General features: G+C 37.0%; 19 protein-coding genes. 13 read left to right on the top strand and 6 right to left on the bottom strand.

Annotation, left to right across the window (positions count from 1 at the left end):
• Nucleotides 1-26: 26 nt before the first annotated feature.
• Nucleotides 27-1,250, bottom strand: a complete 1,224-nt coding sequence (locus OZY43_RS07640) for a C39 family peptidase (protein WP_277164645.1) — start codon at nucleotides 1,248-1,250, stop codon at nucleotides 27-29.
• 381 nt (nucleotides 1,251-1,631) lie between these two features.
• Between OZY43_RS07640 and OZY43_RS07635 the strand changes: the two genes are divergently transcribed.
• The 6 genes from OZY43_RS07635 (at nucleotide 1,632) to OZY43_RS07610 (ending at nucleotide 9,153) form a co-directional block, all read left to right on the top strand.
• Complete coding sequence (locus tag OZY43_RS07635; protein ID WP_277164643.1) at nucleotides 1,632-3,002, top strand: amino acid permease; 1,371 nt, start codon at nucleotides 1,632-1,634, stop codon at nucleotides 3,000-3,002.
• Nucleotides 3,003-3,012: 10 nt separating this feature from the next.
• Complete coding sequence (locus OZY43_RS07630; protein ID WP_277164641.1) at nucleotides 3,013-3,600, top strand: M15 family metallopeptidase; 588 nt, start codon at nucleotides 3,013-3,015, stop codon at nucleotides 3,598-3,600.
• Nucleotides 3,601-3,839: 239 nt separating this feature from the next.
• Nucleotides 3,840-4,706 (top strand): PRD domain-containing protein, encoded by an 867-nt coding sequence (locus OZY43_RS07625; protein WP_277164638.1) that lies wholly within the window; start codon nucleotides 3,840-3,842, stop codon nucleotides 4,704-4,706.
• Nucleotides 4,707-4,861: 155 nt separating this feature from the next.
• Nucleotides 4,862-6,844, top strand: a complete 1,983-nt coding sequence (locus tag OZY43_RS07620) for a beta-glucoside-specific PTS transporter subunit IIABC (RefSeq protein ID WP_277164636.1) — start codon at nucleotides 4,862-4,864, stop codon at nucleotides 6,842-6,844.
• 19 nt (nucleotides 6,845-6,863) lie between these two features.
• Nucleotides 6,864-8,309: a 6-phospho-beta-glucosidase gene (locus tag OZY43_RS07615; protein ID WP_277164634.1), complete on the top strand. Its 1,446-nt coding sequence runs from the start codon at nucleotides 6,864-6,866 to the stop codon at nucleotides 8,307-8,309.
• Nucleotides 8,310-8,325: 16 nt separating this feature from the next.
• A complete protein-coding gene (locus OZY43_RS07610; protein ID WP_277164632.1) occupies nucleotides 8,326-9,153 on the top strand; it encodes a histidine phosphatase family protein in 828 nt (275 codons plus the stop codon).
• 73 nt (nucleotides 9,154-9,226) lie between these two features.
• Here the strand turns inward: OZY43_RS07610 and OZY43_RS07605 are convergent, their stop codons facing one another.
• Nucleotides 9,227-10,465: an MFS transporter gene (locus tag OZY43_RS07605; protein WP_277166394.1), complete on the bottom strand. Its 1,239-nt coding sequence runs from the start codon at nucleotides 10,463-10,465 to the stop codon at nucleotides 9,227-9,229.
• Nucleotides 10,466-10,599: 134 nt separating this feature from the next.
• Here OZY43_RS07605 and OZY43_RS07600 point away from each other — a divergent pair, with 134 nt between their 5' ends.
• The gene (locus OZY43_RS07600; protein ID WP_277164630.1) at nucleotides 10,600-11,550 is read left to right on the top strand and encodes a cytochrome C5; all 951 of its coding nucleotides are present in this window, start codon (nucleotides 10,600-10,602) and stop codon (nucleotides 11,548-11,550) included.
• Nucleotides 11,528-11,764, top strand: coding sequence for a hypothetical protein (locus OZY43_RS07595; protein ID WP_277164628.1), 237 nt, complete (start codon nucleotides 11,528-11,530; stop codon nucleotides 11,762-11,764). Before OZY43_RS07600 ends, OZY43_RS07595 begins: the two co-directional genes overlap by 23 nt.
• A gap of 47 nt (nucleotides 11,765-11,811) precedes the next feature.
• On the opposite strand, the gene OZY43_RS07590 is transcribed toward OZY43_RS07595, so the two are convergent.
• The 3 genes from OZY43_RS07590 to OZY43_RS07580 form a co-directional block, all read right to left on the bottom strand.
• Complete coding sequence (locus tag OZY43_RS07590; protein WP_277164626.1) at nucleotides 11,812-13,536, bottom strand: FIVAR domain-containing protein; 1,725 nt, start codon at nucleotides 13,534-13,536, stop codon at nucleotides 11,812-11,814.
• 89 nt (nucleotides 13,537-13,625) lie between these two features.
• On the bottom strand, nucleotides 13,626-13,946 hold the full coding sequence (locus OZY43_RS07585) for a hypothetical protein (RefSeq protein ID WP_277164624.1): 321 nt from the start codon (nucleotides 13,944-13,946) through the stop codon (nucleotides 13,626-13,628).
• An 83-nt stretch (nucleotides 13,947-14,029) separates the two neighbouring features.
• Complete coding sequence (locus OZY43_RS07580; protein ID WP_277164622.1) at nucleotides 14,030-16,039, bottom strand: DNA topoisomerase; 2,010 nt, start codon at nucleotides 16,037-16,039, stop codon at nucleotides 14,030-14,032.
• A gap of 420 nt (nucleotides 16,040-16,459) precedes the next feature.
• Here OZY43_RS07580 and OZY43_RS07575 point away from each other — a divergent pair, with 420 nt between their 5' ends.
• The 5 genes from OZY43_RS07575 to OZY43_RS07555 all read left to right on the top strand — a co-directional run bounded on the left by OZY43_RS07575 (nucleotide 16,460) and on the right by OZY43_RS07555 (nucleotide 21,316).
• Nucleotides 16,460-17,803: a 6-phospho-alpha-glucosidase gene (locus tag OZY43_RS07575; RefSeq protein WP_277164620.1), complete on the top strand. Its 1,344-nt coding sequence runs from the start codon at nucleotides 16,460-16,462 to the stop codon at nucleotides 17,801-17,803.
• Nucleotides 17,804-17,823: 20 nt separating this feature from the next.
• A complete protein-coding gene (locus OZY43_RS07570; RefSeq protein ID WP_277164618.1) occupies nucleotides 17,824-19,449 on the top strand; it encodes an alpha-glucoside-specific PTS transporter subunit IIBC in 1,626 nt (541 codons plus the stop codon).
• 94 nt (nucleotides 19,450-19,543) lie between these two features.
• Nucleotides 19,544-20,338, top strand: a complete 795-nt coding sequence (locus tag OZY43_RS07565; protein WP_277164616.1) for a MurR/RpiR family transcriptional regulator — start codon at nucleotides 19,544-19,546, stop codon at nucleotides 20,336-20,338.
• On the top strand, nucleotides 20,331-20,831 hold the full coding sequence (locus OZY43_RS07560; RefSeq protein ID WP_277164614.1) for a hypothetical protein: 501 nt from the start codon (nucleotides 20,331-20,333) through the stop codon (nucleotides 20,829-20,831). The genes OZY43_RS07565 and OZY43_RS07560 overlap by 8 nt, the downstream gene beginning before the upstream one ends.
• Nucleotides 20,832-20,833: 2 nt before the next feature.
• On the top strand, nucleotides 20,834-21,316 hold the full coding sequence (locus tag OZY43_RS07555; protein WP_277164612.1) for a PTS glucose transporter subunit IIA: 483 nt from the start codon (nucleotides 20,834-20,836) through the stop codon (nucleotides 21,314-21,316).
• A gap of 63 nt (nucleotides 21,317-21,379) precedes the next feature.
• Here OZY43_RS07555 and OZY43_RS07550 read toward each other — a convergent pair whose 3' ends face one another.
• Nucleotides 21,380-24,379: a TIM-barrel domain-containing protein gene (locus OZY43_RS07550; protein WP_277164610.1), complete on the bottom strand. Its 3,000-nt coding sequence runs from the start codon at nucleotides 24,377-24,379 to the stop codon at nucleotides 21,380-21,382.
• Nucleotides 24,380-24,503 lie beyond the last annotated feature (124 nt).

Here is a 24,503-nt window from a genome sequence, read left to right as displayed (position 1 = left end):
CCTCTTTCGTTTAAAAATTAATTACATTATTCGATTTCAATCGCCCATTTTCTAACAGCATAAGCTTGCATAAAAACAGCTTTGTTTAGCCAGTAGTGGCCGTCGATAGGATCAGAAACATGAAACAAGTCTTCGCTAAAACCATCAAGTAGAACGGCATGATTATTCTTGTAAGTTTTACCCCAAGGATAGTTATCTGGATCGGGTGGCGTAAAGTTAGTAGTGACATAAGTTAAGACGGGATTGCCCCGCTTCAAAGCCGCAATAAGTTCAATGGTATCGGCACCATTGAGATCGCGTAAAGCTGTATAATTTCTGCCCCATGCTAACAACGCCGGTGGAAAAATCGCTTCAAAACGTCCCTTGACATTCTCATAAGGTGAGCCACCAAAGCCATGATAAGGATTATAATCTGCTGCAAGGGGCATAGTGTTAATGAATTCTTGATAGTCACAATTTACTAAATGGTGGTGATAATGTAATCCCATTAACAAACTGGCAGCTTCGCAGCCGTTCTGTACCTGCCAAAACATTTGGTTAATATTTTCTGTTGTAAGCTGATAAGGATGCTGCAGAGGCAGATGCTCAGGCAAGGAATGCAAAAGGCAATCAGTAGATGGAATGAATAAGTTAGCAGCAACTTGTAAGTATTCATTACCAAATACGTCTTCCATAATAGCTTTAACTGGTAAACGGCGTCTAGCTTCAATTAATTGTGGCTTTTGTCCATAAGAGTTAACGGCAATTGTTCCTTGTGGGTTGACAATAATCGTTTCTTTTTGCTTTAAATCATGCTTTTGCGTAATAAGCGGTTGCCCATCAAGCCACAAATCAGATTTTTTTAACCAGTTGCCTGTTATAGTTCGCAGCCAAGTATGATGAAAAATATCTTCTCCTTGACCGACAATTTGGCAGGCATGTTCTAGTGGTAATTTATACAAAAATTGGTGTTTAGTAGAATAACTTCCAGTACCATGATGTTTCTTAACTTTGCCCCATTTAATTGGGGTATTGAGCTGTAAATTACTGAAGTAATGCAGTTTAACAAAATAAGCAGCAGAAAAAGCTAATAAGCCTTGAGCAGTAACGAAATATAGTTGCTTTTGCTTGTCTTGGGCTAAGGCACTAGTTGTTAAATGCTGTCCTAAGTCGCAAGTACCAATAACTTGTCTTTGGTCATTAATTAAACCCCCAGAATGACTACTAACAATGATTGGTTGCGCCTCATTAAAATGGTAAATAGTTTTCATGCAAGACCCCCCTTCAAAGCGATAATTTAATCATAGCATATTATGTGCTGCAAAATCAGTCTAAATTAAAATAATATTAAAGATTGTTGTTGACAAAGCAGACTTTTTGCTTTAATCTTTTTTTAAGTTAAAGAAACTAATCAATAGAGGTCGCAATAATTACCAACTTTACCTGAGTATACAAACGCGAAGAGGGTAAATATAAGAATTGTTGCCGAGATAAAGAAGTGATTTGTGGCAGCTTTTTTATTGGGGTGCAGGACAATATTCTGTAAACTGTCCTAGTTTTTTTAGGTAGATTAAATTGCAGCCTTGTTGTTAAGTTTTTACAACAAGGCTGTTTTAATACAGCTTAATTTTTATTTGTATGAGGTGATTATTTTGAAGGAAAAGCAAAAAGAAAATGCACCACAGCTAAGGCAATCAATTGGTGTCTTTGGTGGGAGCAATATTTTAATCGGGATCATGATTGGTTCTGGGATTTTTTATATTGGATCGTATGTTTTACAAAGATCCCATATGTCGATGGGGTATGCCTTGTTGGCTTGGCTTGTTGGTGGTCTGGTTACCTTGATGGGTAGTCTTTGTTTTGCTGAACTTGGTGCAATGAATCCAGAAACTGGTGGGATTTATGTGTATCTATCTGATGCATATTCACCAGTAATTGGTTACATGTTTACGTTTCAAAGTATGGTTATTGGTGGTCCCGGGTCAATTGCAGCGATTGCGATTGCTCTGCCTATGGCATTAACAACTTTTTTCCATTTTAGTAATTTGACAGTTAAGATAATTGCTATTTTGTTAATTGTGATTTTTACAATTATTAATTACTTTGGGGTTAATGTTGGTGAATGGGTTCAAAATTTCTTTACGGTTTTGAAAATTTTGCCACTAGTTTTAATTATTGGCTTGGGCGTTTTCTTCGGTCACTACACACCTAATTTATCATTATCGTTTCCTGCTGGCCAAGGTAATATTATTGATATTATTCAAATGGTAGCATTTGCTGTTATTGCTTCTTTGTGGGCTTTTGAAGGCTGGACTAACCTAAATACAGTTGCTGGTGAAATGAAAGAACCACAAAAGAATTTACCGAAGGCTTTAATTCTATCTGTTGGTTTCACAACAGTTGTTTATGTCCTATTTAACTTTGCAATCTACCGCTCGCTTCCAGCTAAAGCAATTGCTAAATCAATTAAAGCAGGCCAACTTTACTTAGGAACAAATGTTGCTCAAAGCTTTATGGGTTATGCTGGGACAATTTTAGTTGCAGCGACCATGGTTTTAGCAATGATTAGTTCGTTGAACGGAATGATTTTGGCTTTTTCACGTTACTATTATGCTGTTTCTAAAGATGGCTTATTATGGAAGACTTTTGAACATATTCATCCTAAATATCGGACACCTGATCATGGCTTAATTATGCAGATGATTATTTCAATTGCTTTAGTTTTGACTCGGGACTTAAATGAATTAACTTCCTTAGTTGTCTTCAGTGGCGCAATTTTTAATTTACTGTCAATTTTAGCAGTTCCAGTTTTACGTCACCGTAAGCCAGAAGCTGCTAGACCTTACAAAGTTTGGGCTTATCCGTGGACAGTAATTATTGCAGTTATTGCCTTCTTAATTATCTTAATTAATAACTTCTTTGATGATCCAGTAACTTCATTATTAGGTTTGCTTATTCCGGCAATTTCTGTTGGTGTTTACTATTACTTTAGACATAAGTATCCAGTTAATGAATTGAATTAGGAGGCAAGTAATGACTAAAGAAAAAATTATTGCTGCTGCTAAGGCAATTAAGCCAGACCCAGCATTTTTGAATATTCAAACAGTCGATCCGTCAATTATCGTGGATTTGAAATATGCCACTATGGATAATTTTACTAGTCATGTAATTTATGATTTTAAGACAGCGATTGCTCGTGCCGGTACTGCTAGGAAATTAGGTATTGCGGCAAAATTACTTAAAAAGAAAGGTTATCGCATTAAGGTATGGGATGCCTTTCGACCAAGTACAGCCCAAATTAAAATGTATCAGGTCTATCCACATGATGAATGGGTTGCCGCTCCTAATCCTAACTATAGTCATGAAAAAGGGGTAACTTTTGATCTGACAATTACAGATATGGCTGGTAATGAGATTGAAATGCAAAGTGGTTTTGATGATTTTACTGGCAAAGCTTTACGTTCATATCCGCGAACACAAAAGCAAGAAGCAAATTATCAAATATTAAATAGTGCAATGGAACAAGCTGGCTTTCATGGTTATGAAAGTGAGTGGTGGGATTATCAAGATGACGATTCCGATTTATATCAACCTGCACAAGCTGATCCTAATGATTATTAAATATATATAATTAGTAATTTTGCTAAAATTAACATAATATAAGTTACCTGTGTATATTAAAAGCAATGCTGATAAAAAATATGCAAATAACTATTGAAATCGCTTTAATACTGATTTATAATTTTAAGAGTAAATAAGCGTGTTACTGATTCGATCAGGCATTAACCTATAAATAAACAATAACTCATAATTTGCTATTGGTTATTTGTAGGTTTTTTTGTTAAAAAGAGGTTAGCAAAGTGAAATTTGTCAAGAATTTTAATAACAATGCTGCTTTAGTGTCTGATGAATCTGGTGTTGACTGGGTTGTAATCGGTAATGGGATCGGCTTTGGTAAAAAAGCTGAAGATGAGATTGATGAGAGCAAGATTAGTCGCAGGTTTGTTGCGGTTGAGAAGAATATTGAGTTGGCCAATAGTATCGGTGATATTGATACGCGTACATTAGCACTGACAACTGATGTCATTCAACTTGCTTCGCAAAAACTGCAAACTAAGTTTTCTGATTATCAATATTTTGCGTTAGCTGATCATATTGATTTTGTGCTTAAAAGAGCTGATGAGGGTATTGATTTGGGTCAGGAAACGGTTCGTTGGGAAATTCATAAGCTATTTCCAAAAGAATATAATGCAGCTCTTGCGGCAATTAAGTTGATTGAAAAAAAGACGAACTTGACTTTGCCTAAGAGTGAAGCCGTGTATCTCACTTATCACTTTATTAATGCTGGTTCTAGTCAGACTAAGCTGCAGGATACGATTAAGATTACTAAGTTGATTCATGGTGTGATTGCGATTATTGAATATCAATATGGGATGAAACTAGACACAGAGTCATTTAATTTTAACCGGTTTATGACGCATTTGCGTGCATTTATGGTACGACATATTTGCGGCTTAAGTGATGAAGATAGCGGTAGTGAGCTTGATCAGTCTTTACTTGAATTGATGAAGGCAAAGTACAAGAAAGCTTACGAAACGGTTTTAAAAATCGGCACTTATTTACATGAACAAGCTGGCTGGGATTTACAGCCTGATGATCAGGTTTATTTGACACTACATGTTTGGCGGGTAACGCACAGACAAAGTGGTTCAAGAGCCGATAATTAGGATAAGTTTTAACTGGCAATGATTATTGTTTAACAGGTGTGTTACTGATTCGATCAGGCATTAACCCGAGAACATAAGAAACTTCTTCTACTACATTGGTAGGATAGTTTTTTAGGTTCACGGGTTTTTATTTTGTTAATTTTTAGGAGGAAGAAATGGCTTACGAGGATTTAAGTCAAAAGATTATCGCCAATGTTGGTGGTAAAGATAACGTAGCCAGTGTTGTTCACTGTACAACACGGTTACGCTTTAAGTTGAAGGATGAAAAAAAGGCCAACGATGCTGCAATGAAATCAACTGATGGGGTTATTTCATTGGTTAAATCTGGTGGTCAGTATCAAGTAGTTATCGGTAATAACGTCGCCGATGTTTATGATACTTTAATTAAAGTTGGTGGCTTTTCCGATGGTGGCGAAGTTGATGATGATTATGTTGATACCAGTAATATGAGTTTAGCTGATCGTTTTATTGATTTGATTTCTGGTATCTTCAACCCAATCTTAGGGCCAATGTGTGCGGCCGGAATGATTAAAGGTTTCAATGCAATGTTCGTTGCGTTGGGCTGGGAAGCACAAACTTCAGGTACTTATACAGTGTTGAATGCTATTGGCGACAGTTTATTCTACTTCTTGCCAGTAATCTTAGGTATTTCTGCTGCTAAGAAATTTAAGCTTGATGGTTACCTTGGTGCAACAATTGGTGCTGCACTTTGTTACCCAACAATTGTTGCGATGAATAGTAGTAAGACAACTCTGTTTACTTTATTCAAAGGAACAATTTTCCAAGCACCAATCCACATGACTTTCCTTGGAATTCCAGTAATTTCAATGAATTATACTTCATCGGTTATTCCAATTATTTTGGCTATTTGGTTTGCTTCTAAAGTACATAAATTAGCACGGAAGATTATTCCTGACGTTGTTAAGACATTCTTGGTACCGTTTATGGTGCTGCTGATTACTATTCCAGTAACCTTTATCGTAATTGGACCAATTGCTACTTGGCTTGGTAATGCAATCGCTGCTGGTGTTAGTGCCGTTTACAACTTCAGCCCAATCTTAGCTGGTATCCTGATGGGTGCATTCTGGCAAGTATTTGTTATTTTTGGTGTCCACTGGGGCTTTGTTGCCGTTATGATGACCAACATTGCAGCTATGGGTTATGACCCAATTTTAGGTTTGTCACTTGCTGCATCATTTGCTCAAACCGGTGTTGTAGCTGCTATTATTTTCCAAACTAAGGACGAAAAGACTCGTAGTATAGCTATTCCAGCTGTTGTTTCAGGAATCTTTGGTGTTACTGAACCTGCTATTTATGGTGTTACCCTGCCACGCAAGCGACCATTTATTTTGAGTTGTATTGCTTCAGCTATTGGTGGTGGCCTGATTGGTATGTTTGGTACTAAAGTTTACATCATGGCCGGAATGGGAATCTTCTCAATTCCAGATGCAATCAGTAAAAACGGTATCGACATGCGCGTTTATGGCTTAATTATCGCTATGGCAGTTGCTACTGTTTTAGGTTTTGTCTTCCAAATGTTATTCGGCAAAAAGAGTGTTGATGCTCCACTTGATGGTGAAGCTGAAGCTGCTCCAGCCGTTGCAGCTGCTGAAAATAATGCTAATGCAGAAGTAAAAGAAATTAACAATAGTGAAGCTACATGTGATGCTCCTAAGGCAACTGTTACTCCAGAAGAAGTAGTTGCTCCGTTAAGCGGTACAGTTGTTGCTTTAAGTGACGTTAAGGATCAAGTCTTTTCAAGTGGTGCGATGGGTCAAGGTGCTGCAATTGAACCAAGTGAAGGTAAGGTTTATGCACCAGTTGCTGGGACAGTTGCCATGGTCTTTCCTACTGGACACGCTATCGGGCTTAAGTCTGATAAGGGTGCCGAAGTAATGATTCATATTGGTATGGATACAGTTGAACTTGATGGCAAGGGCTTTAAGACATTGGTTAAAAAAGATCAGGCAGTTAAGGCTGGTGATCCATTAATTGAATTTGATATGGATGCAATTAAAAAAGCTGGTTATATTTTAACTACTCCCGTGATTGTAACCAACACAAAGGACTATAATGAGGTTAAAGTTGTTGCAGATGGTCAAGTTAAGGCCACTGATGCATTTTTAGACTTAAAGTAGTAAAGAGAGGTTAGATAAAATGGAAACAAATAATTTTCCTAAAGACTTTCTATGGGGTGGTGCCACTGCTGCCAACCAATTAGAAGGTGCCTATCAAGAAGGTGGCAAAGGCTTGTCATTGCCTGATGTTTTGCCTGGTGGTAAGGAACGGATGACAGTTGTTAATGCTCCTGATTTTGATTTTACGATTGATCCTAAGCGTTTTTATCCTAATCATATTGGAAATGACCACTACCATCATTTTAAAGAAGATATTGCTTTGTTTGCGGAAATGGGCTTCAAGTGTTACCGTTTTTCAATTGCTTGGTCAAGAATTTTTCCTAATGGTGATGAAACTGAACCTAATGAAGAAGGTTTGAAGTTTTACGATGCCCTAATCGATGAATGCTTGAAATACAAGATTGAGCCAGTAATTACTATTTCACACTATGAATTACCATTGAATTTGGTTAAGAAGTATGGTGGCTGGAAGAATAAGCAATTAATCGACTTTTATGAGCGATTTGCTCGGACAGTGTTAACTCGTTACCATGACAAAGTTAAATATTGGATGACCTTCAACGAAATCAACAGTGCTGCGCACTTCCCAGTAATGAGTCAAGGGTTAGTTGCTTCTAACGGGGCTAACGATAAGAAGAATATCTATCAAGCTTGGCATAATCAATTTGTTGGTAGTAGTAAAGCTGTTAAAATTGGTCATGAATTAGATCCTGATTTAAAGATTGGTTGCATGATTTTATATGCTACTACTTACAGTTATGACTGTGATCCTAAGAACCAGTTAGCTGCATTGCAAGATAATCAAGCTAATAATTTCTTCTGTGCAGATGTTCAAGTACGGGGACACTACCCAGCTTATACTAAGAGCTTACTTGCTCGGAATGGTGTTAAGTTGAGCGATCTTGACTATACTCAAGAGGAATTAGATCTATTAGCTAAGAATCCTGTTGATTATATTGGCTTTAGTTACTATATGTCATCAGTTGTTGATGTGACTCATGAAAAGCACGAAACAGTTAATGGTAACTTGATGGGTGGCGTGAAAAACCCATTCTTGAAGAGTAGTGACTGGGGCTGGCAGATTGACCCAACTGGTCTGCGAATTGCATTAAACCAATTATCTGACCGGTATCAAAAGCCAGTTTTCATCGTTGAAAATGGTCTAGGTGCAATTGATCAGCCAGATGATAATCATTATGTTGCCGATGATTACAGAATTAATTATTTACGTGAACATATTAAAGCAATTGCTGGTGCAATTGATGATGGTGTTGATGTGATGGGTTATACTCCGTGGGGTTGTATTGACTTAGTCAGTGCTTCAACTGGTGAAATGTCTAAACGTTACGGCTTTATCTATGTTGATGAAAATGATCGCTGTGAAGGCAGTTTCAAACGCTATAAGAAGAAGTCATTTGACTGGTACAAGCAAGTTATTGCTACTAATGGTCAAGATTTAGGTTAAAAGGTAGGTAAGAACAATGAAAAAATGGATGAAAGCAGTTGTTTCAACTATTAGTGTTTTGGCATTATTTTTGGGTACTGCTAAAACCGCTGCTGCCAAAAAAGTGAGAACCAATAAACCGGTTGTTATTTATTTAACACGACATGGTGAAACTACGGCTAATGTAATGCATTTAGCTCAAGGATGGAGTGATTTTACTCTAACTGACAATGGTGTTAAAGGTGCACAGTACTTAGGTATGGGCCTTAAAGGCACTAAGTTTCAAGCAGCATATTCTGGTGATTTAACTCGTCAGGAAAAAACGGCTCAAGGTGCTTTAAAGTATTCAGGTAACAAAAAGGTGAAATTACAAATCGATCCGCGCTTACGTGAATGCAATTATGGTAGTTATGAAGGTCGTCCTGACATGGCTAAAAATGTTCCAGAAATTGCAGCATATTACGGTTATGATAACGTTACTGATTTTCAAACTAAGACTGGTAAATTATTCCAGAATAAGATGCAGGACGGATACTATGCTTTAGATCAAGCTAACAAGTTAAACACTACATTGCCTGAACAGTATCGTGCAGAAAAATCAACGGTTGTTCAACAACGGATGACAGCTGCCTTAACAGCAATTGCTAAAAAGCAACAGAAGAAGGGCGGCAATGTCCTTGTGGTGAGTTCAGGAATGGCAATTAACATGTTTTTGTCAACACAAGACTATCCACAATATCAAGGTACAGGCTTAGCTAATGATGCAGTTACTAAGTTGACTTATCAGAATGGTAAGTTCAAGTTATCTGGTCCAATTGGTGACCTAAAGTACTTTGATGCTGGTAAAAAATTAGCAGATAAATAAATCAATTTGATAAACCCTTTCAAAAAATAAAATAGCCTAACCGTAATTACATTTGCGGTTAGGCTGTTTTATTTTATTTTGCTTTTTTTAAACTGAAAAAGATAATTAAAATAAAATTGATTAATAATGTCAAGCCAGTTGTCCAAAAAACAGTGGCATAATTGAAAACACCTGAAATAATTGAACCCATCATTGAGCCGAAGACGGAACCAACAGCCTGGAATGATTGGTTATAACTAAAGATGCGGCCAAAACTTTCTGCTGGTGTGTTCAGCGTGAGCACAGTTTGAGCTGCTGGTAGCATTGCAGCACTGGCAATCCCTAGTAAAAACCGTAAACCTGCAAGAACCCATGGCGAATTAGTAAGAGCCATAGGTGCAAAGAGAATGGCGCCGACGATTAACCCAGCGCGTAAGATTTTTAGTGGTCCAATTTCGTCCATTTTATGGCCGATTTTTGAAGCAGCTAGTAGTGTCCCAAGACCTGGAGTTGCTGCCACAACCCCGGCTACAAAGGCGATATTCTTACTATTGGGCATCATCGACTTAACGTATAAAGATACGATAGGGTCAATTGACATATTAGCGGCTTGAACCAGCAGAGTTGTCACAAACATAACGATAATTAATTTTACGTTTGGTAAGCTGTGCATGATTTCGCCCATAGGTTTCATTTCTTCACGTGAAATTGGCGTAAATTCTTCGTGAACTAGGAAAGTAGAGCCAATAAAGACCAGTAACATTAAGAAACCAGTGATAAAGAAGGGAATTCGATACCCCCAAACGCTACCGAGCCAATTACCAAAGAAACTGGATAAAACGCCCCCGAGTAGTGGGCCGACTAAGTTACCGGCAGTTCCGGCAGTCATCATTTGACTCATTACCCAACCACTGCGTTGGTGTGGCGTCTCACCAGCAATTAATGCCGTGGCATTATTGATGTATCCGGAAAATGCACCTTGAATAAACCGCATGACAATAATGTAAATAGCATTGGGTGCAAACCCAGTAGCAGTAATGGTCAAAGCCATCACGCCAGAAGCACGCATACACATTAGTTTGCGTCCCTTACGGTCAGCGAGGTTACCCCAATAAGGCGAAACGATTGCTTGTGCAATGAAGGTCATAGCAAAGGCTAGTCCGGAATATAGGTTGATTTGCAACTTACTGTAGTGACCGAGGTCCGCGATAAATAAAGAAATAAAGGGCATTGTCATTGAATAACCCATACCTGTAATAAAGCAGCCAAGCCAGAGGGTATAAAACGATTTATGCCACCCAGCTGGTAACTTGTAAGATTTTGTCAAAATGATCCATCCTTCTATATTAATTAAAAAATATTAATCCTTTTTATTTTAGCACATAAAAATTGCTAAAAATTTGCTAAAAACAAGAAATTCGGCTATTAAACATGGTAGGATAGTGTTTCTGAAAGGAAGATTGCATTATGGGGAAAGATCCACGCATAACAAGGCGTGAATATCGCAAGCGGTATGTCGAAAGTGAAACAGATAGAAAAAAAGTCGTCCATCAAAGTATCGAAACCAAGCATTATTCACTGCGCGTACCGACACGTACGAATTACCGTCATTTAAAGTTGAACTTTTGGGAAATTTTCTCTGATCGTCCATATATTGCTGTTGCAATTATTGTCTTGGCGATTTTCTTCATTATGGCAAAATTGTGGTGGCTGCTAGTTTTACTAATGGTGCTAGTCGTAATTGGGATTTATCTTATTGGCCGCAGTCATCACCCTGACCGTGTTTTAAGTCTGGAATTTAAATTAAAGGCGTCGCGTAAACTGAGTATGTTAAGAGCAGTGCAGTTTGGTGGTGCAATTATTATCTTCTTGGCGACATATATGAAAAAAGTGGTCATGGTTGACTTTTCATCTGCTGGATCAACTGACGGTTTTCAAATTGTGCAGGGATTATTATCTGATCGCGGCGGCGTATATGGGCAACAAGGTTCATACTTTTTGAATTTGCTTAATACACTAACTGGTGGACAGCTATGGGGAACATATCGTTACGCAACCAATAGCGCGCAAATGATGAACAGCAATGCAGGTCGCTGGATTGTAATTTGGGTGTTGTTATTAATGATTGCACCGGCATTTTGCGTGTTGGCGCAGTTCTTTAGAGAGCCATATTCGCGGAATACAATGTTAATTGCATCGGGCATAACTACGATTAGCTTTATCTTAACGCCGACTTTGATGCGTAAGTGGATTGTGGCGTATGCAATGGAAAATCAGATGTCCCAGGCACAGGCTCAAGCGGCAGTAAGTGTCGGACCAATGGCCTATGTGGCAATGGGTTGTGCCTTGATGGTATTAATAATTTCAGTTTACCGTGTGATTAAAAAAGATCAATTTGAAACTAATTCTAAAAGGTAATGTTGAACAGGTAAATGATGAACCGCTGGGCGTTGTTGCGGTAGTTTATTTGACAAGTGATGTCCAATTGGCTAAAAAGAAATTTACCGAACTAAACGAAAATAAAACGGTTGATGAATTTTATATGATTTATAGTTGTCCACAAGATACGTATTTGCCAACTTTAAGCCATTATCCTTCGCTTGAAATTTCTAGAACAGATTTAGGTATGTAAAAAGACGAGAATTTAAATTCTCGTCTTTTTTGTTTAAGCATAATTACTTATTTTTCTTGTGTCGCGTAATCGGCAATGTCCAATACATGGGGAATATCCTTGAATTTATAATTACCTTGATCAACGGTTTCCATAACGGTCAATGTATGTTTGGTACTATCATATATTACATTGTCTTCTTGATATTTGCCTTCAAAAGCACGTGATGCCAACATTATAATACTGTAAGCTTCACTATTAGTCAATTTGTTGATGTTTTTAACGACGACTTTTTTACCATTTAATGCTTGTTCAGCATTTTTTAATTGTAATGTAGCCAGCTTAACATCACTTAGAGTAGCATCATTTGCAGCAATAATATCCTTAGCATTAGCTAAAGCAGCATCATAATTGCCACGCAAGTCGCCATTAGATAAGCGATAACTGTCTGATTTTTGTGTAGTGGCACTTTTACTAATTAGGTCTTGTAAAGCCTGCTTATCACTAGTAGTAGCAGTTACTTTATCTTTTTCAGCATCTTGGGCACTATTTAGTGGTGATAAGTATTGACCTCTAGCATAAACAGCATCACTAGCCTTGAGATAGCCATTAACTACATGTTTTTTAATTGGCTGAGTGTCCTTAGTTGGTGTGGCGTTATTTGTTAGAGTAATATTTTGGTTATTTAACCGGTAAAAGAGTTCAGCCTTTTGATCGCTGGGTACCCAAAGATAAACTAACTCATTAACTGTGGCTGTTGGTAGGCTATTAATTGAGTCAATATATTGTCCGGGGAACATGTCGGTCCCTTTAGCTGTATAAATTTGGGCATTAGTTGTGTAACCAACAGTTGTTGATGATAAGTCTTCATATGCCATCGTTTCTAATTTTGTAGTAGCACCACTAACGTTGCCTTTGCCATCGATGTATTCATCCTTACCAGCTAAACGATAGTAGTAATCAGGATCTTCATTTGTTACGTAAAGTGCATGATCAACTTTGACTTTTTGCCCCTTTTTAATGGTCAAATTGGTGTCGTTAAATGCATTTGCATCATCACTATTTGAATAATTAAGTGGTCCACGGTAAACTTTTAGATCATGATTAGCTGTAACAGTAATAGTCTTATCAGTGTATAGTTGGGAACCATTGATATATTTAACGTTAGCTGCTTTAATGAATTTACCATGACCTAATGCATAATAATCTTTTCCTTTAATTGGTTGGTAAGGTAGCCAGAAACGCTGGACACCATAAGCTTTATTAGTTTGCGGAACTTTATCATATTTAGCACAATAATAGTCTTTTAATTCCGAAATTGGCTCAATTTTATCAGCATATTTAATAAAAGTACCAGAGTTGAGAACTTGTGGTGTCTTTTTACCATTTCGATTATAAACGCGGGCATTACTACCTAAAACTAGTTTTCCTTGTTGAATATTTTTACCATCAATTGTATTAACATCAGCAAGTTTTACATAGCCGTTATGTCCTAAATTTAGGTAACGTTCACCGTTAATAGTACGGTAACCAAGATATTTAAAGGATGGTTCATCATTTAAGATTAGCAAATCATCATAGTCAACTTGAACTGGTAATTTAGGATTAGATTTACTGGTGTAAAGATGGCCGGATGGATCATAGACATGAACGGTATTATCTTTTTCAATGGTAAAAGTCCCTTTTTGTGTTTTAGCTGCAGCAACCTGTGGCTGGGTGGCTGTTACTAGTGCTACTGGAGCAATCATTGTTGCTGCAGCAAGAATAGAAATTATTTTATTACGTTTTTTCATTATCTTTACCTCAAAAACAAAAACGATATACTATTATTTTAAACCGTGTTTGTATGCTAGGTTAGGTAAATTTAAATTATTATAAAATTTTAATTATTATGCTGTGTCTTCATTGCGTAAACGGCAACAATGAAGACAATCACACTAACAACAATTAAGCCAGTTAATGCGACATTAATGTTAAGAGCACTTGCAATACTGGTAAAAATCGTGGTCATTAATGGTCCAGCAACTTGTAAAATCGTATTTAGTGCCCCAATTGATGAGGACAAAATCGTGCGGTCAACTGCTGATACGAGCCATTGTGACATTTTTTGACTAGCAATACTAGCAAAGAAACCAAGTAGAGCAAGAAAAAATGAAGTGGTAATAATATTGTAGTAAATAAATTTTTGGAGCAGCTTAATCAAGAAACTGCCAGTATGAAGATGAAGTAGACTTTTTGATTACAAGTGCCCAGCAGGTTACAAGTTATACCAGCAAATATCTTTTTTTACTTAAAGTCGGCTTTAAACCCGACAAATTGGTGCCCCTGATAGGTTTGCTTAGCTAATTTGCCCGTGATTTTCCGCTTGTTTAAGACAAATGTAATCGACTTACCAGCAAAAAGATGCTTGAGTTCGCGTTCATTAAAGGTATGTTTGCCCCAAGTCTGATTAATTACGATTTCTTTGCCTTGCCAAGTTCCCGTAACTTTGGGCTTAGGCGTAAATGCAGTCTTCTTAGTTGCTTGCAGTTTAACTAGTTTTGAGTTTTTACTTAAATTGGCCGCATTTTTTTGTTCAATTGCCAGGTCATGTTTAACAATTTGATTAATTAAAAAGGGCACGTTCCGATAGTCAAACTTTCCTTGTTTAACCAATTTCATCGTGTCTTGCAGTTGTTCGGTAACTTTGGGTGAGGCAATGTAGGTCTGGTCACATAAGATTGATTGGATTAAACCAGGAAAGGTCAGTGAATATTTTTCCTTGGTGTTTTTGATTAGGGCGCTTTTGCCAGTGGAGATATTGGCTAACGTCTGCTCTTGAGTTGCTCCCGTTCCGATTTTATCTTTTTTGAGAAAGTCAATAATATAACGATGAGTTGGGGCCTTGGGTTTGGGATTATGCCCCTGGTAAATAAATGGTGTTGCATTAACATCAAAAGGCTGTCTTTGGTTTGGATGCTCATCTTTTAAGTCAGTTTCATCAAAAATAAGTTTGTAATTTAATTCTAGTGGTAGATTAATTGTACAAGTAAAAGTTGGATAATCAGCTAGATGTGCTTTTTCTTGTTCATAAAGATAGTCTTCAGCTAATATTGCTAGGTAACTTTTAGCTGCAGCAAGGTAAATAGCACGGCCGCATTTACCAAATTTTTGCTCAATTTCGGCTAAATTTTGAGGTACATTAAGACCGGGTCGGTTAGCCCCATGAGTGGCATTTTTGACAAGAAATTTTTTTCTAATATTGCGATGCGACAATAACTTAGTATCAACATGAACGACATGAGCAATCTGATCAACTACTGGCAATAATTGGTTAAATTGTTCTTGCGTAATCTTAGTATCTTCCGTTCTTGGATAAGATAAAATATTCGCTTCGTACATCTTTTGGTAAGTTGTAAGAACTTGGCTTGATGAGAAGCCTTTTTTGCCAACTAAAATCGCTAGGTGACTGAGATCAAGTAGGTCTGGTGGTTGTTGGTACTTGTGGCATTTACTATCAACAATGATTGCAGAGTGGTGATACTTTTTTTGTTCTTGTTTAGCTGCAGCTTCTGTCTTGAATTTTACTTTAGTAGGCTGAATGAAAATATTTTTATTTGCATCCTGAAAGCGCACCTCATAATATGATTTTTTAACGTAATTATGGCGGGCTTCTTCTTGTTGATAAACTTGATTAATAATTGTTGACTTTAAGCGTCCTAACCGCAATGATTTTGGTTGAAAGCCGGATTGTCGGGCAATAATTAAGGCAATACGTGAAAGTTGCATTGAGGCAAAGTCAAAACGTTCGCGACCAGTTGCTTCTAGAAATTCGCCTTGCTCGTATTGATTAGTGACATTGATCTTGTCACGCAAGGCTTTTTGGATATTTGCCGGAGTTTCATCAGCAAAGCGCATGCGGTAAACGGTTTTCTGCCACTTGATAGCGTTGATAATTTCCCAACCGAGCAGGTCACCTTCACCTGAAGGATCATCATCAGTGGCAATGACAATGGCATCACAAGAACTAGCAGCTTGTTTAATCCGAGTTAGGGTCTGCTGCATCCCGGGAATGACTTCTTTAGCCCAAGAAAAATCTAGTAAATTCCACGGATAATTACTTAGGTCATGCCAATCACTGTATTTGGCAACTTTGTCAGGATCAACCATTTGATGTGGTGCTTTAAATTGCAAAAGGTGGCCGTGAGCGTGGACGATGTGGTAATAGTCATCGTTAAAAATTCCGCTAGTGCCACCTAGAGCTTTAGCAAAATTTTGAGCAGCACTAGCTTTTTCGGTTAGGAGCAGCAATTTCAACTTAATTAATTCTTCTTTCTAAAAAATAGGCAAACTTTTGTTCGACTTAAGTAGTATAGCTTTTTAGGAAAGAAAGGTAAATTAATTTAGTTATTGTACAATAATTTTTTATAGTTAATGCTAAAGAGCCTCGATTATTAAAAACGTCATGATAATAGGTCTTGAGCCCATTGAAACAATTAAAAATACTGACTATTTTAGTCAGTATTTTTTTAATATTGCAGTATTGATCATTGTCTTACTAAATAGCAATGAAAAATATTTCTCTAAGTGAAACACTTATTTCAAGTCATGAAACGCTTATTCACTTTGCTAGAAAGCGGATACAAAATATAAAAATGATGATATAAATATAAACGTAAGCTAGCTTAGAAAAATTAACTGCTCAAATTGAGTACTGAATTATTAAGGAGAAAAAATATGTCTGAAGATCACAAACGATATTCTGTTGTAATTGCTGGTGGTGGTAGTACTTTTACCCCGGGGTTTGTTTTGAGTTTGATTGCTAACCAAGATCGGTTCCCAATTAGAAAGTTAAAGTTTTACGATAATGATGCAGAACGGCAGAAGAAAATCGGTGATGCTTGTGCCATTATCATGAAGGAACGTGCTCCAGAAATCGAATTTTCATATACAACTGATCCAGAAGAAGCTTTTACAGATGTTGACTTTGTAATGGGATCAATTCGGGTTGGTAAGTATCATATGCGTGATTTTGATGAAAAAATCCCATTAAGATATGGTGTTAACGGTCAAGAGACAACTGGACCCGGAGGAATGGCTTATGGTATGCGTTCGATTCCGGCAATTATTGAAATTATTGATTATATGGAAAAGTATTCACCAAATGCATGGATGATTAATTATTCCAATACCATTGCAATTGTTGCAGAAGCTTGCCGGAGATTTAGACCTAATTCTAAGGTAATTAACATTTGTGATATGCCAATTGAAATTATGACTAGAATGGCACATATTTGTGGCTTAAATGACTACCATGATCTCGATGTTAATTATTACGGCCTTAATCACTTTGGCTGGTGGAAAGAAATTCGTGATAAAAACACTGGTAAAGACTTGATGCCGCAGCTTAAAGAACATGCTGCCAAGGAAGGTTACTGGATTGGTGGTGAATTTGATAAGTACTTGGAAAAGAGCTGGGCTGAAACTTTCAAGAAAGCTAAGGATTGCTATGCATTAGACCCAGAAACTTTACCAAATACTTATATGCAATACTATTACTTCCCACAATATGAAGTTGCTAATGCCGATCCTAAGCATACTAGAACTGATGAAATTCGTGAATATCGGCAAAAAATTGTTTTTGACGAATGTGCAAGAATTGTTAAAGCAGGAACTGCTAAAGGAAACATCTGGGAAGCAAACGCAGAACACTCAAATTATATTGTTGATATTTGCCACGCGATTGCCTTTAATACTCATGAAAAATTCTTTGCTAACACTACTAACAATGGTGCTATTTCTAATATGGATCCAGATTCAATTGTTGAAGTCCCATGTTTGTTCGGTGCTGATGGTATTCAACCAATGGCAACCGGTGAAGCTGGTAGATTCCAACGTGGCTTAATGATGGAACAGCAAACTTGTGAAAAATTAGTTGTTGATGCTTATGAACAACATTCATATACGAAGATGTTGCAGGCCTTCACACTTAATAAGACAGTTCCTGATGCCTCAGTTGCTAAGAAGATTCTTGATGATATGATTCCTGTAAATAAGCCGTACTGGCCAGAGCTGAAATAATTGTTAGGGGATGATTGCTTATGATGCAGAAGTTTCAAAAGTTTGGTGCAGCGATGTTTGTGCCAGTGCTTTTATTCTCTTTTGCCGGAATAGTTGTTGCGATAGGTAGCTTATTTACTAATCAAGCAGTTTTTGGTTCTTTAGCAAGTCCGGGTACTACTTGGAATTCTATTTGGGACACAATTACTGCTGGTGGTTGGACGGTCTTCAAGCAAGAAGCATTATTATTCGTTGTTGGTTTACCAATTGGACTGGCTAACAAGTCTAAAGGTAGAGCGGCAATGGAAGCTTTAATTACTTATATGACTTACAACTATTTTATTGGCACTATTTTGACACACTGGGGTGCAAACTTTGGTATTCCTAATTTTGCTAATATTCAAATAATTGATAATTCAACTAACCACGGATTGACTGAAATAGCCGGAATTAAAACACTGGATACTAGTATGATTGGTGCCTTAATTGTTGCTGGAATTGTAATCTGGCTTCATAACCGGTACTTTGATAAGAAATTGCCAGAATGGTTAGGAACTTTTCAGGGTTCAACCTATGTTTATATCCTTGGCTTTTTTGCCATGATACCGTTAGCATTCTTAACTTGCTGGGGCTGGCCTAAGGTTCAGTTAGGTATTAGTGGAATGCAAAAATTCATTCTTAATAGTGGCGTAATTGGCGTGTGGATTTATAATTTCTTGAATCGGGTTTTGATTCCGACCGGATTACACCATCTAGTTTATATTCCGTTCCAATATGGACCTGCGGTAGTAGCTGGGGGGCTTCAACCATTCTGGTTAAAGCACTTAACGCAATTTGCCTTAAGCACTCATCCGTTAAAACAATTAGCGCCGCAGATGGGCTTCCAGCTATGGGGAAATGAGAAGATTTTTCTTGCTCCGATTATTTGTTTAGCATTTTATGCAACGGCAAAGAAGAGTAAGAAAAAGCAAACTTCAGCTTTGCTGATTCCAGCTGCTTTGACGTCATTCTTTGCTGGTATTACTGAACCGATTGACTTTACTTACTTATTTGCAGCTCCAGTTCTCTGGATTGTTTACTCTGTTCTTGCAGCAACAATGAACACAGTAATGTTCAGTTTAGGTGTTGTAGGTAACTTTACGCTTGGCGGTATTGATATGGCTGCTGAAAATTGGATTCCGTTATGGGCCAATCATTGGCAGACATATCTAGTACAGTTTGCAGTCGGAATTGTGTTTGCTATTATCACTTTCTTTGTCTTTAAATTTATGATTGAAAAATTTAATTACGCAACTCCTGGTCGTGAAGAAGACGATGAAGAAGTTCATTTATTAAATAAGAAAGAATATGAAGCTAAAAAAGCTGATCAAGATCAAGCAGCAAGTACTGACTCTGCTGAAACTGATCCATATATTGTTAGAGCAACGGCTTTTCTTGATTTACTTGGCGGTAGTTCAAATATTAAAGAATTAAGTTCTTGTGCGACACGGTTGCGAGTTTCTGTTAAGGATCCTGATAAGTTAGGCTCGGATGCTCAATTTAAGGCTTCTAAGGCAATTAATGTAGTTCATCATGGAAAAGCCATTCAGGTTATTGTTGGACTAGATGTTGCTCAAGTTCTTGAAGCAATGCAGGAATTAAGAAAAAACGATATTAGTCAGGATTAATTTTAAACTTTATATTTTGAATAAAGCGCTTTTATAAATTGAAATAAAGTTATAATAAATAGGTAACTATTTTTATGGAGCGTAATATTTATTAATGTCAAAGCTAAAATCTCTAATTTATCAAAAAAGTAGCAAATTGAATGATTCTGAAATAAGGATCATTCAATTTGTTCTAAGCAATGCAAAGTTGTGTAAAAATTTAAGTCTATCTGAATTATCTAGTAAATTATATGTTTCTAAATCTGCAATTTTTCGGTTGTGTAAGCATTTGGGATTAAGTGGTTATAGTGAGTTGAAGTTTTACTTAAATGAAGTTTCTTTAGAAAATGATCAGAATAAGAATTATGTCAAGTTTAGGAATAATTTCGGTCCTGATTTAGCTAAAGAAACAGAGAATTTGCGTAAATATTTTAAATCACTTGACTTAGACAAATTCTATACTGAGTTAAGTAATGCTGATAATATTTATATTTATTCAACAGGCTGGATTCAGCAAATTCTATCGAACTATCTTTCTCATGAATTATTACTTTTTGGCGTTTCGTCAATTGTATTACCATCTGCTTTGAGTGAATTAAAGATGGTAGGTAAGATTGCCAAAAAAGGTGACCTACTGTTTATCATTTCTTATACTGGCGATAATCGAGAAATTAATGATGAATTAAGCAAGTTTGAGTTGGTTAATAATAAATTTCGGTATGTATCCTTTACTGATTTGAAACAAAACAAGTTAGCCTCACTGTCAGACTATAACTTTTATTATCCAACGGTTAAGTTCACCAATAATGATAATGGGGTGTCTTTTATCTTGGCTTATTCGTTAGTAGATTTGTTAATTAATAAGTTTGGTATTTGGCGAGATAAGCAAAACGGGAAGAATAATGAGTAAATTAAACAATTTTGTTATTAAATTTTTAGATAAGGCACACCTAAATACTAAAAAGATTTTGCTTACATATTTATATGCATTATTGCTGATACCATTATTTTTTAGTTTCTTCATGATTTTAGAAGCAGCAATTACTAAAAATAGTATTGTTCTAATCATGGCAAAATCACCACTAGTTGCGGTGGATGTGATAATTGCGCTGACTGATTTTATTTTAGGTTATTATTTGTGGTTAAAAAAGAATGAAATCTTGCGTAATTATGTTAATTATCGCTTTTTTATGACTTGTCAGGCCTTAGGTCAGCTGCTAGTTGGTAATCTTTTTTGCGCGGTTTTAGCATTATTGGGTTTAATTAGTTTACAGTTAGCTGGTAAAGATCGGCCCCAAAAGGGTGCGTGGCCAATTATAGTTGTTTCAGTTATCTTTATGTTGATATTTAGTGCATGTTTAGCAATGATTATTCTATTAAAGGTGAAGAATAGTGGGTATTGAAAATGTTTAAATTATTTAAAAAGCAGGGTTTTTCGGTTAGTGCGGTAGTTGATGGCCAACTAATTCCGATTACGGCTGTTAAAGATGATGTTTTTTCTGAAAAAATGTTAGGTGATGGTTATGCAATTAAGCCAAAGAATGGGAAAATTTGTGCTCCAGTTGCTGGAACAATTACGACGGTTTTTCCAACTAAGCATGCAATTGGAATTACAACAAAGGATAATCTGGAAATTTTGCTTCATTTGGGATTAGATACAGTTAATTTAAAAGGGAAACCATTTAAGGTAATGGTCAAAGAAGGTGATGTCGTTAAGCAAGGTGATCAACTTGCTGAGATGGATCTGGAAATGATTACAGCAGCTGGTTATGACAATACAATAATTGTCGTTTATACTAATATGGATTTGATTAAATCTGTTTCTGAAGTTGCTCCAGGTAATGTAACCCATGGTAAAGAAGTCCAAACAATCAAGTTGAATGGTTGATTCTCTTTAATAAAGATTTTAATACAAAAAAGGCGATCCGCTTGCGATCGTCTTTTTTTATATTTATTTCTTTGCTCTGAAGAAAATTACTTCACGGGCTGCAGTGATTGGGCCTGAAGATTGGTAAATTGTCAGGCGAATTGCTTTTGCACGGACATCACGTAAGCCGACTACCTTATTTTTACTGTCAGCTTTCCAATTAAGATGATTGGCGTAAGTCGTGTAGTTAATGCCATCAAGCGAAACACTAATTGTAATATCAACAGGGTCGCCTTGATGATCAATGTTACGCGGAACAAAAGCCATCCGGCTTAATTTCTCAACTTGCTTAAAGCTAAAGATTAATTCCAATGGCTTGTCTGGCGTGATAGGTGTGTCTGTTTGCCATTCACTAGCGAGTTTTAAATCTGTTAAATAAGTTAAGGGATGCTGGGGACTGCTTGAATAATTGCTGGTAACTTGAATGTCATTAATAGCATAATCAATTGCTGCGTGCTTAGTAATAACTCCGAATAAGTCAGACCATTCAGAAACCTTATTGCCTGCGGCGTAACGCATTCGGATAATATAGCGGGTATTAGGAGCTAATTCATGGAAGGTAAAGCAATTGCCGCTAATACCTTCATAGAGAATACCGTTAATTTCAACTTGAATATTACCTTTTTTGGGCCAAGCAAGTGCAAAAGAATGGGCTGAAATTTGATTTGGATCAACTGCTGGCAATTTTGGTGATGGCAAAAGGCCGTCAGTAATCGCATGTACTAAAACATTTTCACCATATGTGTAGTTGTGAATGATGACTTCGATTTTGCTATTGGTAATGTCGCGACTAGCAAGCTTGATTTGTAAAGCTATTTGGTCAGGATCATGATAATAGTTAAATTCAGGGACAGCTGTGTAGCTAGTATTAAAGAAGATCCCTTCACGAGCGTGATCAAAAGCATCGATTGTACCATATTCTTGCATAGAAATTACTTGGTCGTTGATTTTAACTGTTATTTGGTCAGGATAAGTATCACAAAGAATCGCTAATTTTGTTGGTTGTTCAACTTCTAAATCAGCATAGTTGCCTTTAACGGGAGCAAGCGTAATGGTTAATTTGTCAGCACTTTTAATACAATTAATCTGACTTTCGCAATGATGGTGGTTAAAGTCAGTCAAATCGTCATCATCATAAATTATATTGCTACTCTGACCTTGTGGAAACAAGACATAATCCCGTTTCCCTAAATCAAAACTACTGCCGCCGCGAACGAATACGGGTAGGTGCCAGGTAGGGTAAGAAAGGTTGTTGTAAACGCGGCCACCGGCATATTTTTTTCCAGTAAATAAATCAATCCACATTGTGCGGCTGTCAGGCAAGTAGAGGTTATCTTTGCGGGCATTGCCGTTTTCATCTTCGCGTCCATTAGTAATTGGTGCAATCAACAGATTATCACCAAGCATAAATTCATTGCCAAATTGTTCGGTATAATTAGTACGCTCATCAGGAAAGGCGATAAATAGGGGCTGTACAATTGGCACACCAGACTGTGCTTGATAATTTAGGGTATACAGGTAATTCTGAAATTGTGCGCGTAAGATTGTATATGCACGGCTGATTTCTGTAATCTTTTTGTTATAAGCAAACGGTGTTTTGCTGTATTCACCTTGATCATCAAAGCTGAATAAAAGTGGCGTGAAACTTTTCCATTCAAAATCGCGAACACTAATTTGGGCGTTGCCACCACCTTGAGTGCCGTCAACTGCAGCACCGACAAGCGGTTGCCCAGATAAGTTAGAACCGATGAAGCCAGCAACTTGGGTGGCAATATTTTCCCAATTACCGCCAATATCGCCAAATGTTAGAGCAGCATTTTTTTGCATACCGGCATAACCGTTAGTTTGTAAGATTAGCGGTCGTTTACGCTGTAAACTAGTGCTAAGTTGCTCTTCATCTGCAGACAGTGCAGAATTATCAGTTAAGGTAAAAGCAGTTTGTGTAGGGAGGTTAAAGTTTGAGTTGCCTGATTGATGCCAGAATCCGGGATAAACATCTTGACTTAAGGCATAGTCATTAAAGCAGGCAAGAGCCTTATTGTCATTAGCTTTAATTCGATAGTTCGGGACAAACCAACTAAGCGAAAAGTGTAGTGCTTTGTAACGATCAATCATTGCACGTGCCGAAAAGAGATAGTCTTCTTCACCATTAAGTGATGACTTCCCCGAAGCATTAGCAGCATCTGTTGTGCGCACATAATAGCTATTACCAATTTTACTGGCATTACGTACTTTAGCCTCACTAGGCTGCCATAAGGTTGAACAAAAGTTACCAATGTGACCTAACCCTAGAGTATATTTAGGTAACATCATTGGTTTACCTGTCAGAGTATAGTACTTGGCTAGGATAGCTTGAGGCGTATTACCAAGCAGATAAAAACTATCAAAAACTTTTGTTTGGTGTGCAATAATAGTTGTGGCGGGGTCACAACTGCCAAAATCATAATTGCCGACAGTATTGGTATTGCGTAATTCGCCATAACCAGCATTTGACCAGAAAAACGGCACTTGAGTAATAACGCCATCTTTACCCGTAATATGGTCGTACTTAATAGTAAGTTTTCGCCCTTTATGGCTAAAGTGACCGTTTTGTAAGCCGCCGCCAAAGTAAAATTCGTTTTTACCTTGTTTTAAGAATTCTCGTGTAAAATTGTCACCTAATTCAAGTGGCTTAACTTGTGTCATTCGGGTGTGATGCAGAGTTTCGTCAAAAATGCTCATGGTAGCAGGTTTTTGCCCAAAAATTATTTGATAATTGCCTGCCTGAATAATTAATGAATCACTTGTAGCCCGTACTTGTGAATGTTCAAAAGCTGTGCTATGGACATTAAGTTGAAGTGATAATGGCGAGTGATCAGTGAAATTTTGCTCGGGATCAAGGACGAAGCGAAAAATACCGTCAGCCAAAATATAGAACCGAGCAACTTCGCCAGTTGCATAGTGCAGTTCATAATAATTTTTACAGCGGTTGGCGCCGGTTAATGACCCTAATTGATGGTTGTTTATTTGCGTATCTTGTGTCATAATTCTTGCTTCCTAATTTATTTTCCTACTACATATTATAACTAAAAAATGAAAATTTTCTGTAGTATTTGTGATTAAACTGGTTAAGACCAATTTATTGGGTTAAAATGAAATTATTAACAAT

Origin of the sequence: Lactobacillus sp. ESL0785, from assembly GCF_029395455.1 — a bacterium.
Classification (GTDB): domain Bacteria; phylum Bacillota; class Bacilli; order Lactobacillales; family Lactobacillaceae; genus Lactobacillus.
Note: the sequence above shows the minus strand (reverse complement) of the source record. Positions and strands in the feature narration are given on the sequence as shown.

Coding starts and splice junctions, on each gene's coding strand:
- OZY43_RS07640 (WP_277164645.1), bottom strand. CDS start 1,250: ATGAAAACTATTTACCATTTTAATGAGGCGCAACCAATCATTGTTAGT.
- OZY43_RS07630 (WP_277164641.1), top strand. CDS start 3,013: ATGACTAAAGAAAAAATTATTGCTGCTGCTAAGGCAATTAAGCCAGAC.
- OZY43_RS07620 (WP_277164636.1), top strand. CDS start 4,862: ATGGCTTACGAGGATTTAAGTCAAAAGATTATCGCCAATGTTGGTGGT.
- OZY43_RS07615 (WP_277164634.1), top strand. CDS start 6,864: ATGGAAACAAATAATTTTCCTAAAGACTTTCTATGGGGTGGTGCCACT.
- OZY43_RS07610 (WP_277164632.1), top strand. CDS start 8,326: ATGAAAAAATGGATGAAAGCAGTTGTTTCAACTATTAGTGTTTTGGCA.
- OZY43_RS07600 (WP_277164630.1), top strand. CDS start 10,600: ATGGGGAAAGATCCACGCATAACAAGGCGTGAATATCGCAAGCGGTAT.
- OZY43_RS07590 (WP_277164626.1), bottom strand. CDS start 13,536: ATGAAAAAACGTAATAAAATAATTTCTATTCTTGCTGCAGCAACAATG.
- OZY43_RS07575 (WP_277164620.1), top strand. CDS start 16,460: ATGTCTGAAGATCACAAACGATATTCTGTTGTAATTGCTGGTGGTGGT.
- OZY43_RS07570 (WP_277164618.1), top strand. CDS start 17,824: ATGATGCAGAAGTTTCAAAAGTTTGGTGCAGCGATGTTTGTGCCAGTG.
- OZY43_RS07565 (WP_277164616.1), top strand. CDS start 19,544: ATGTCAAAGCTAAAATCTCTAATTTATCAAAAAAGTAGCAAATTGAAT.
- OZY43_RS07560 (WP_277164614.1), top strand. CDS start 20,331: ATGAGTAAATTAAACAATTTTGTTATTAAATTTTTAGATAAGGCACAC.
- OZY43_RS07555 (WP_277164612.1), top strand. CDS start 20,834: ATGTTTAAATTATTTAAAAAGCAGGGTTTTTCGGTTAGTGCGGTAGTT.
- OZY43_RS07550 (WP_277164610.1), bottom strand. CDS start 24,379: ATGACACAAGATACGCAAATAAACAACCATCAATTAGGGTCATTAACC.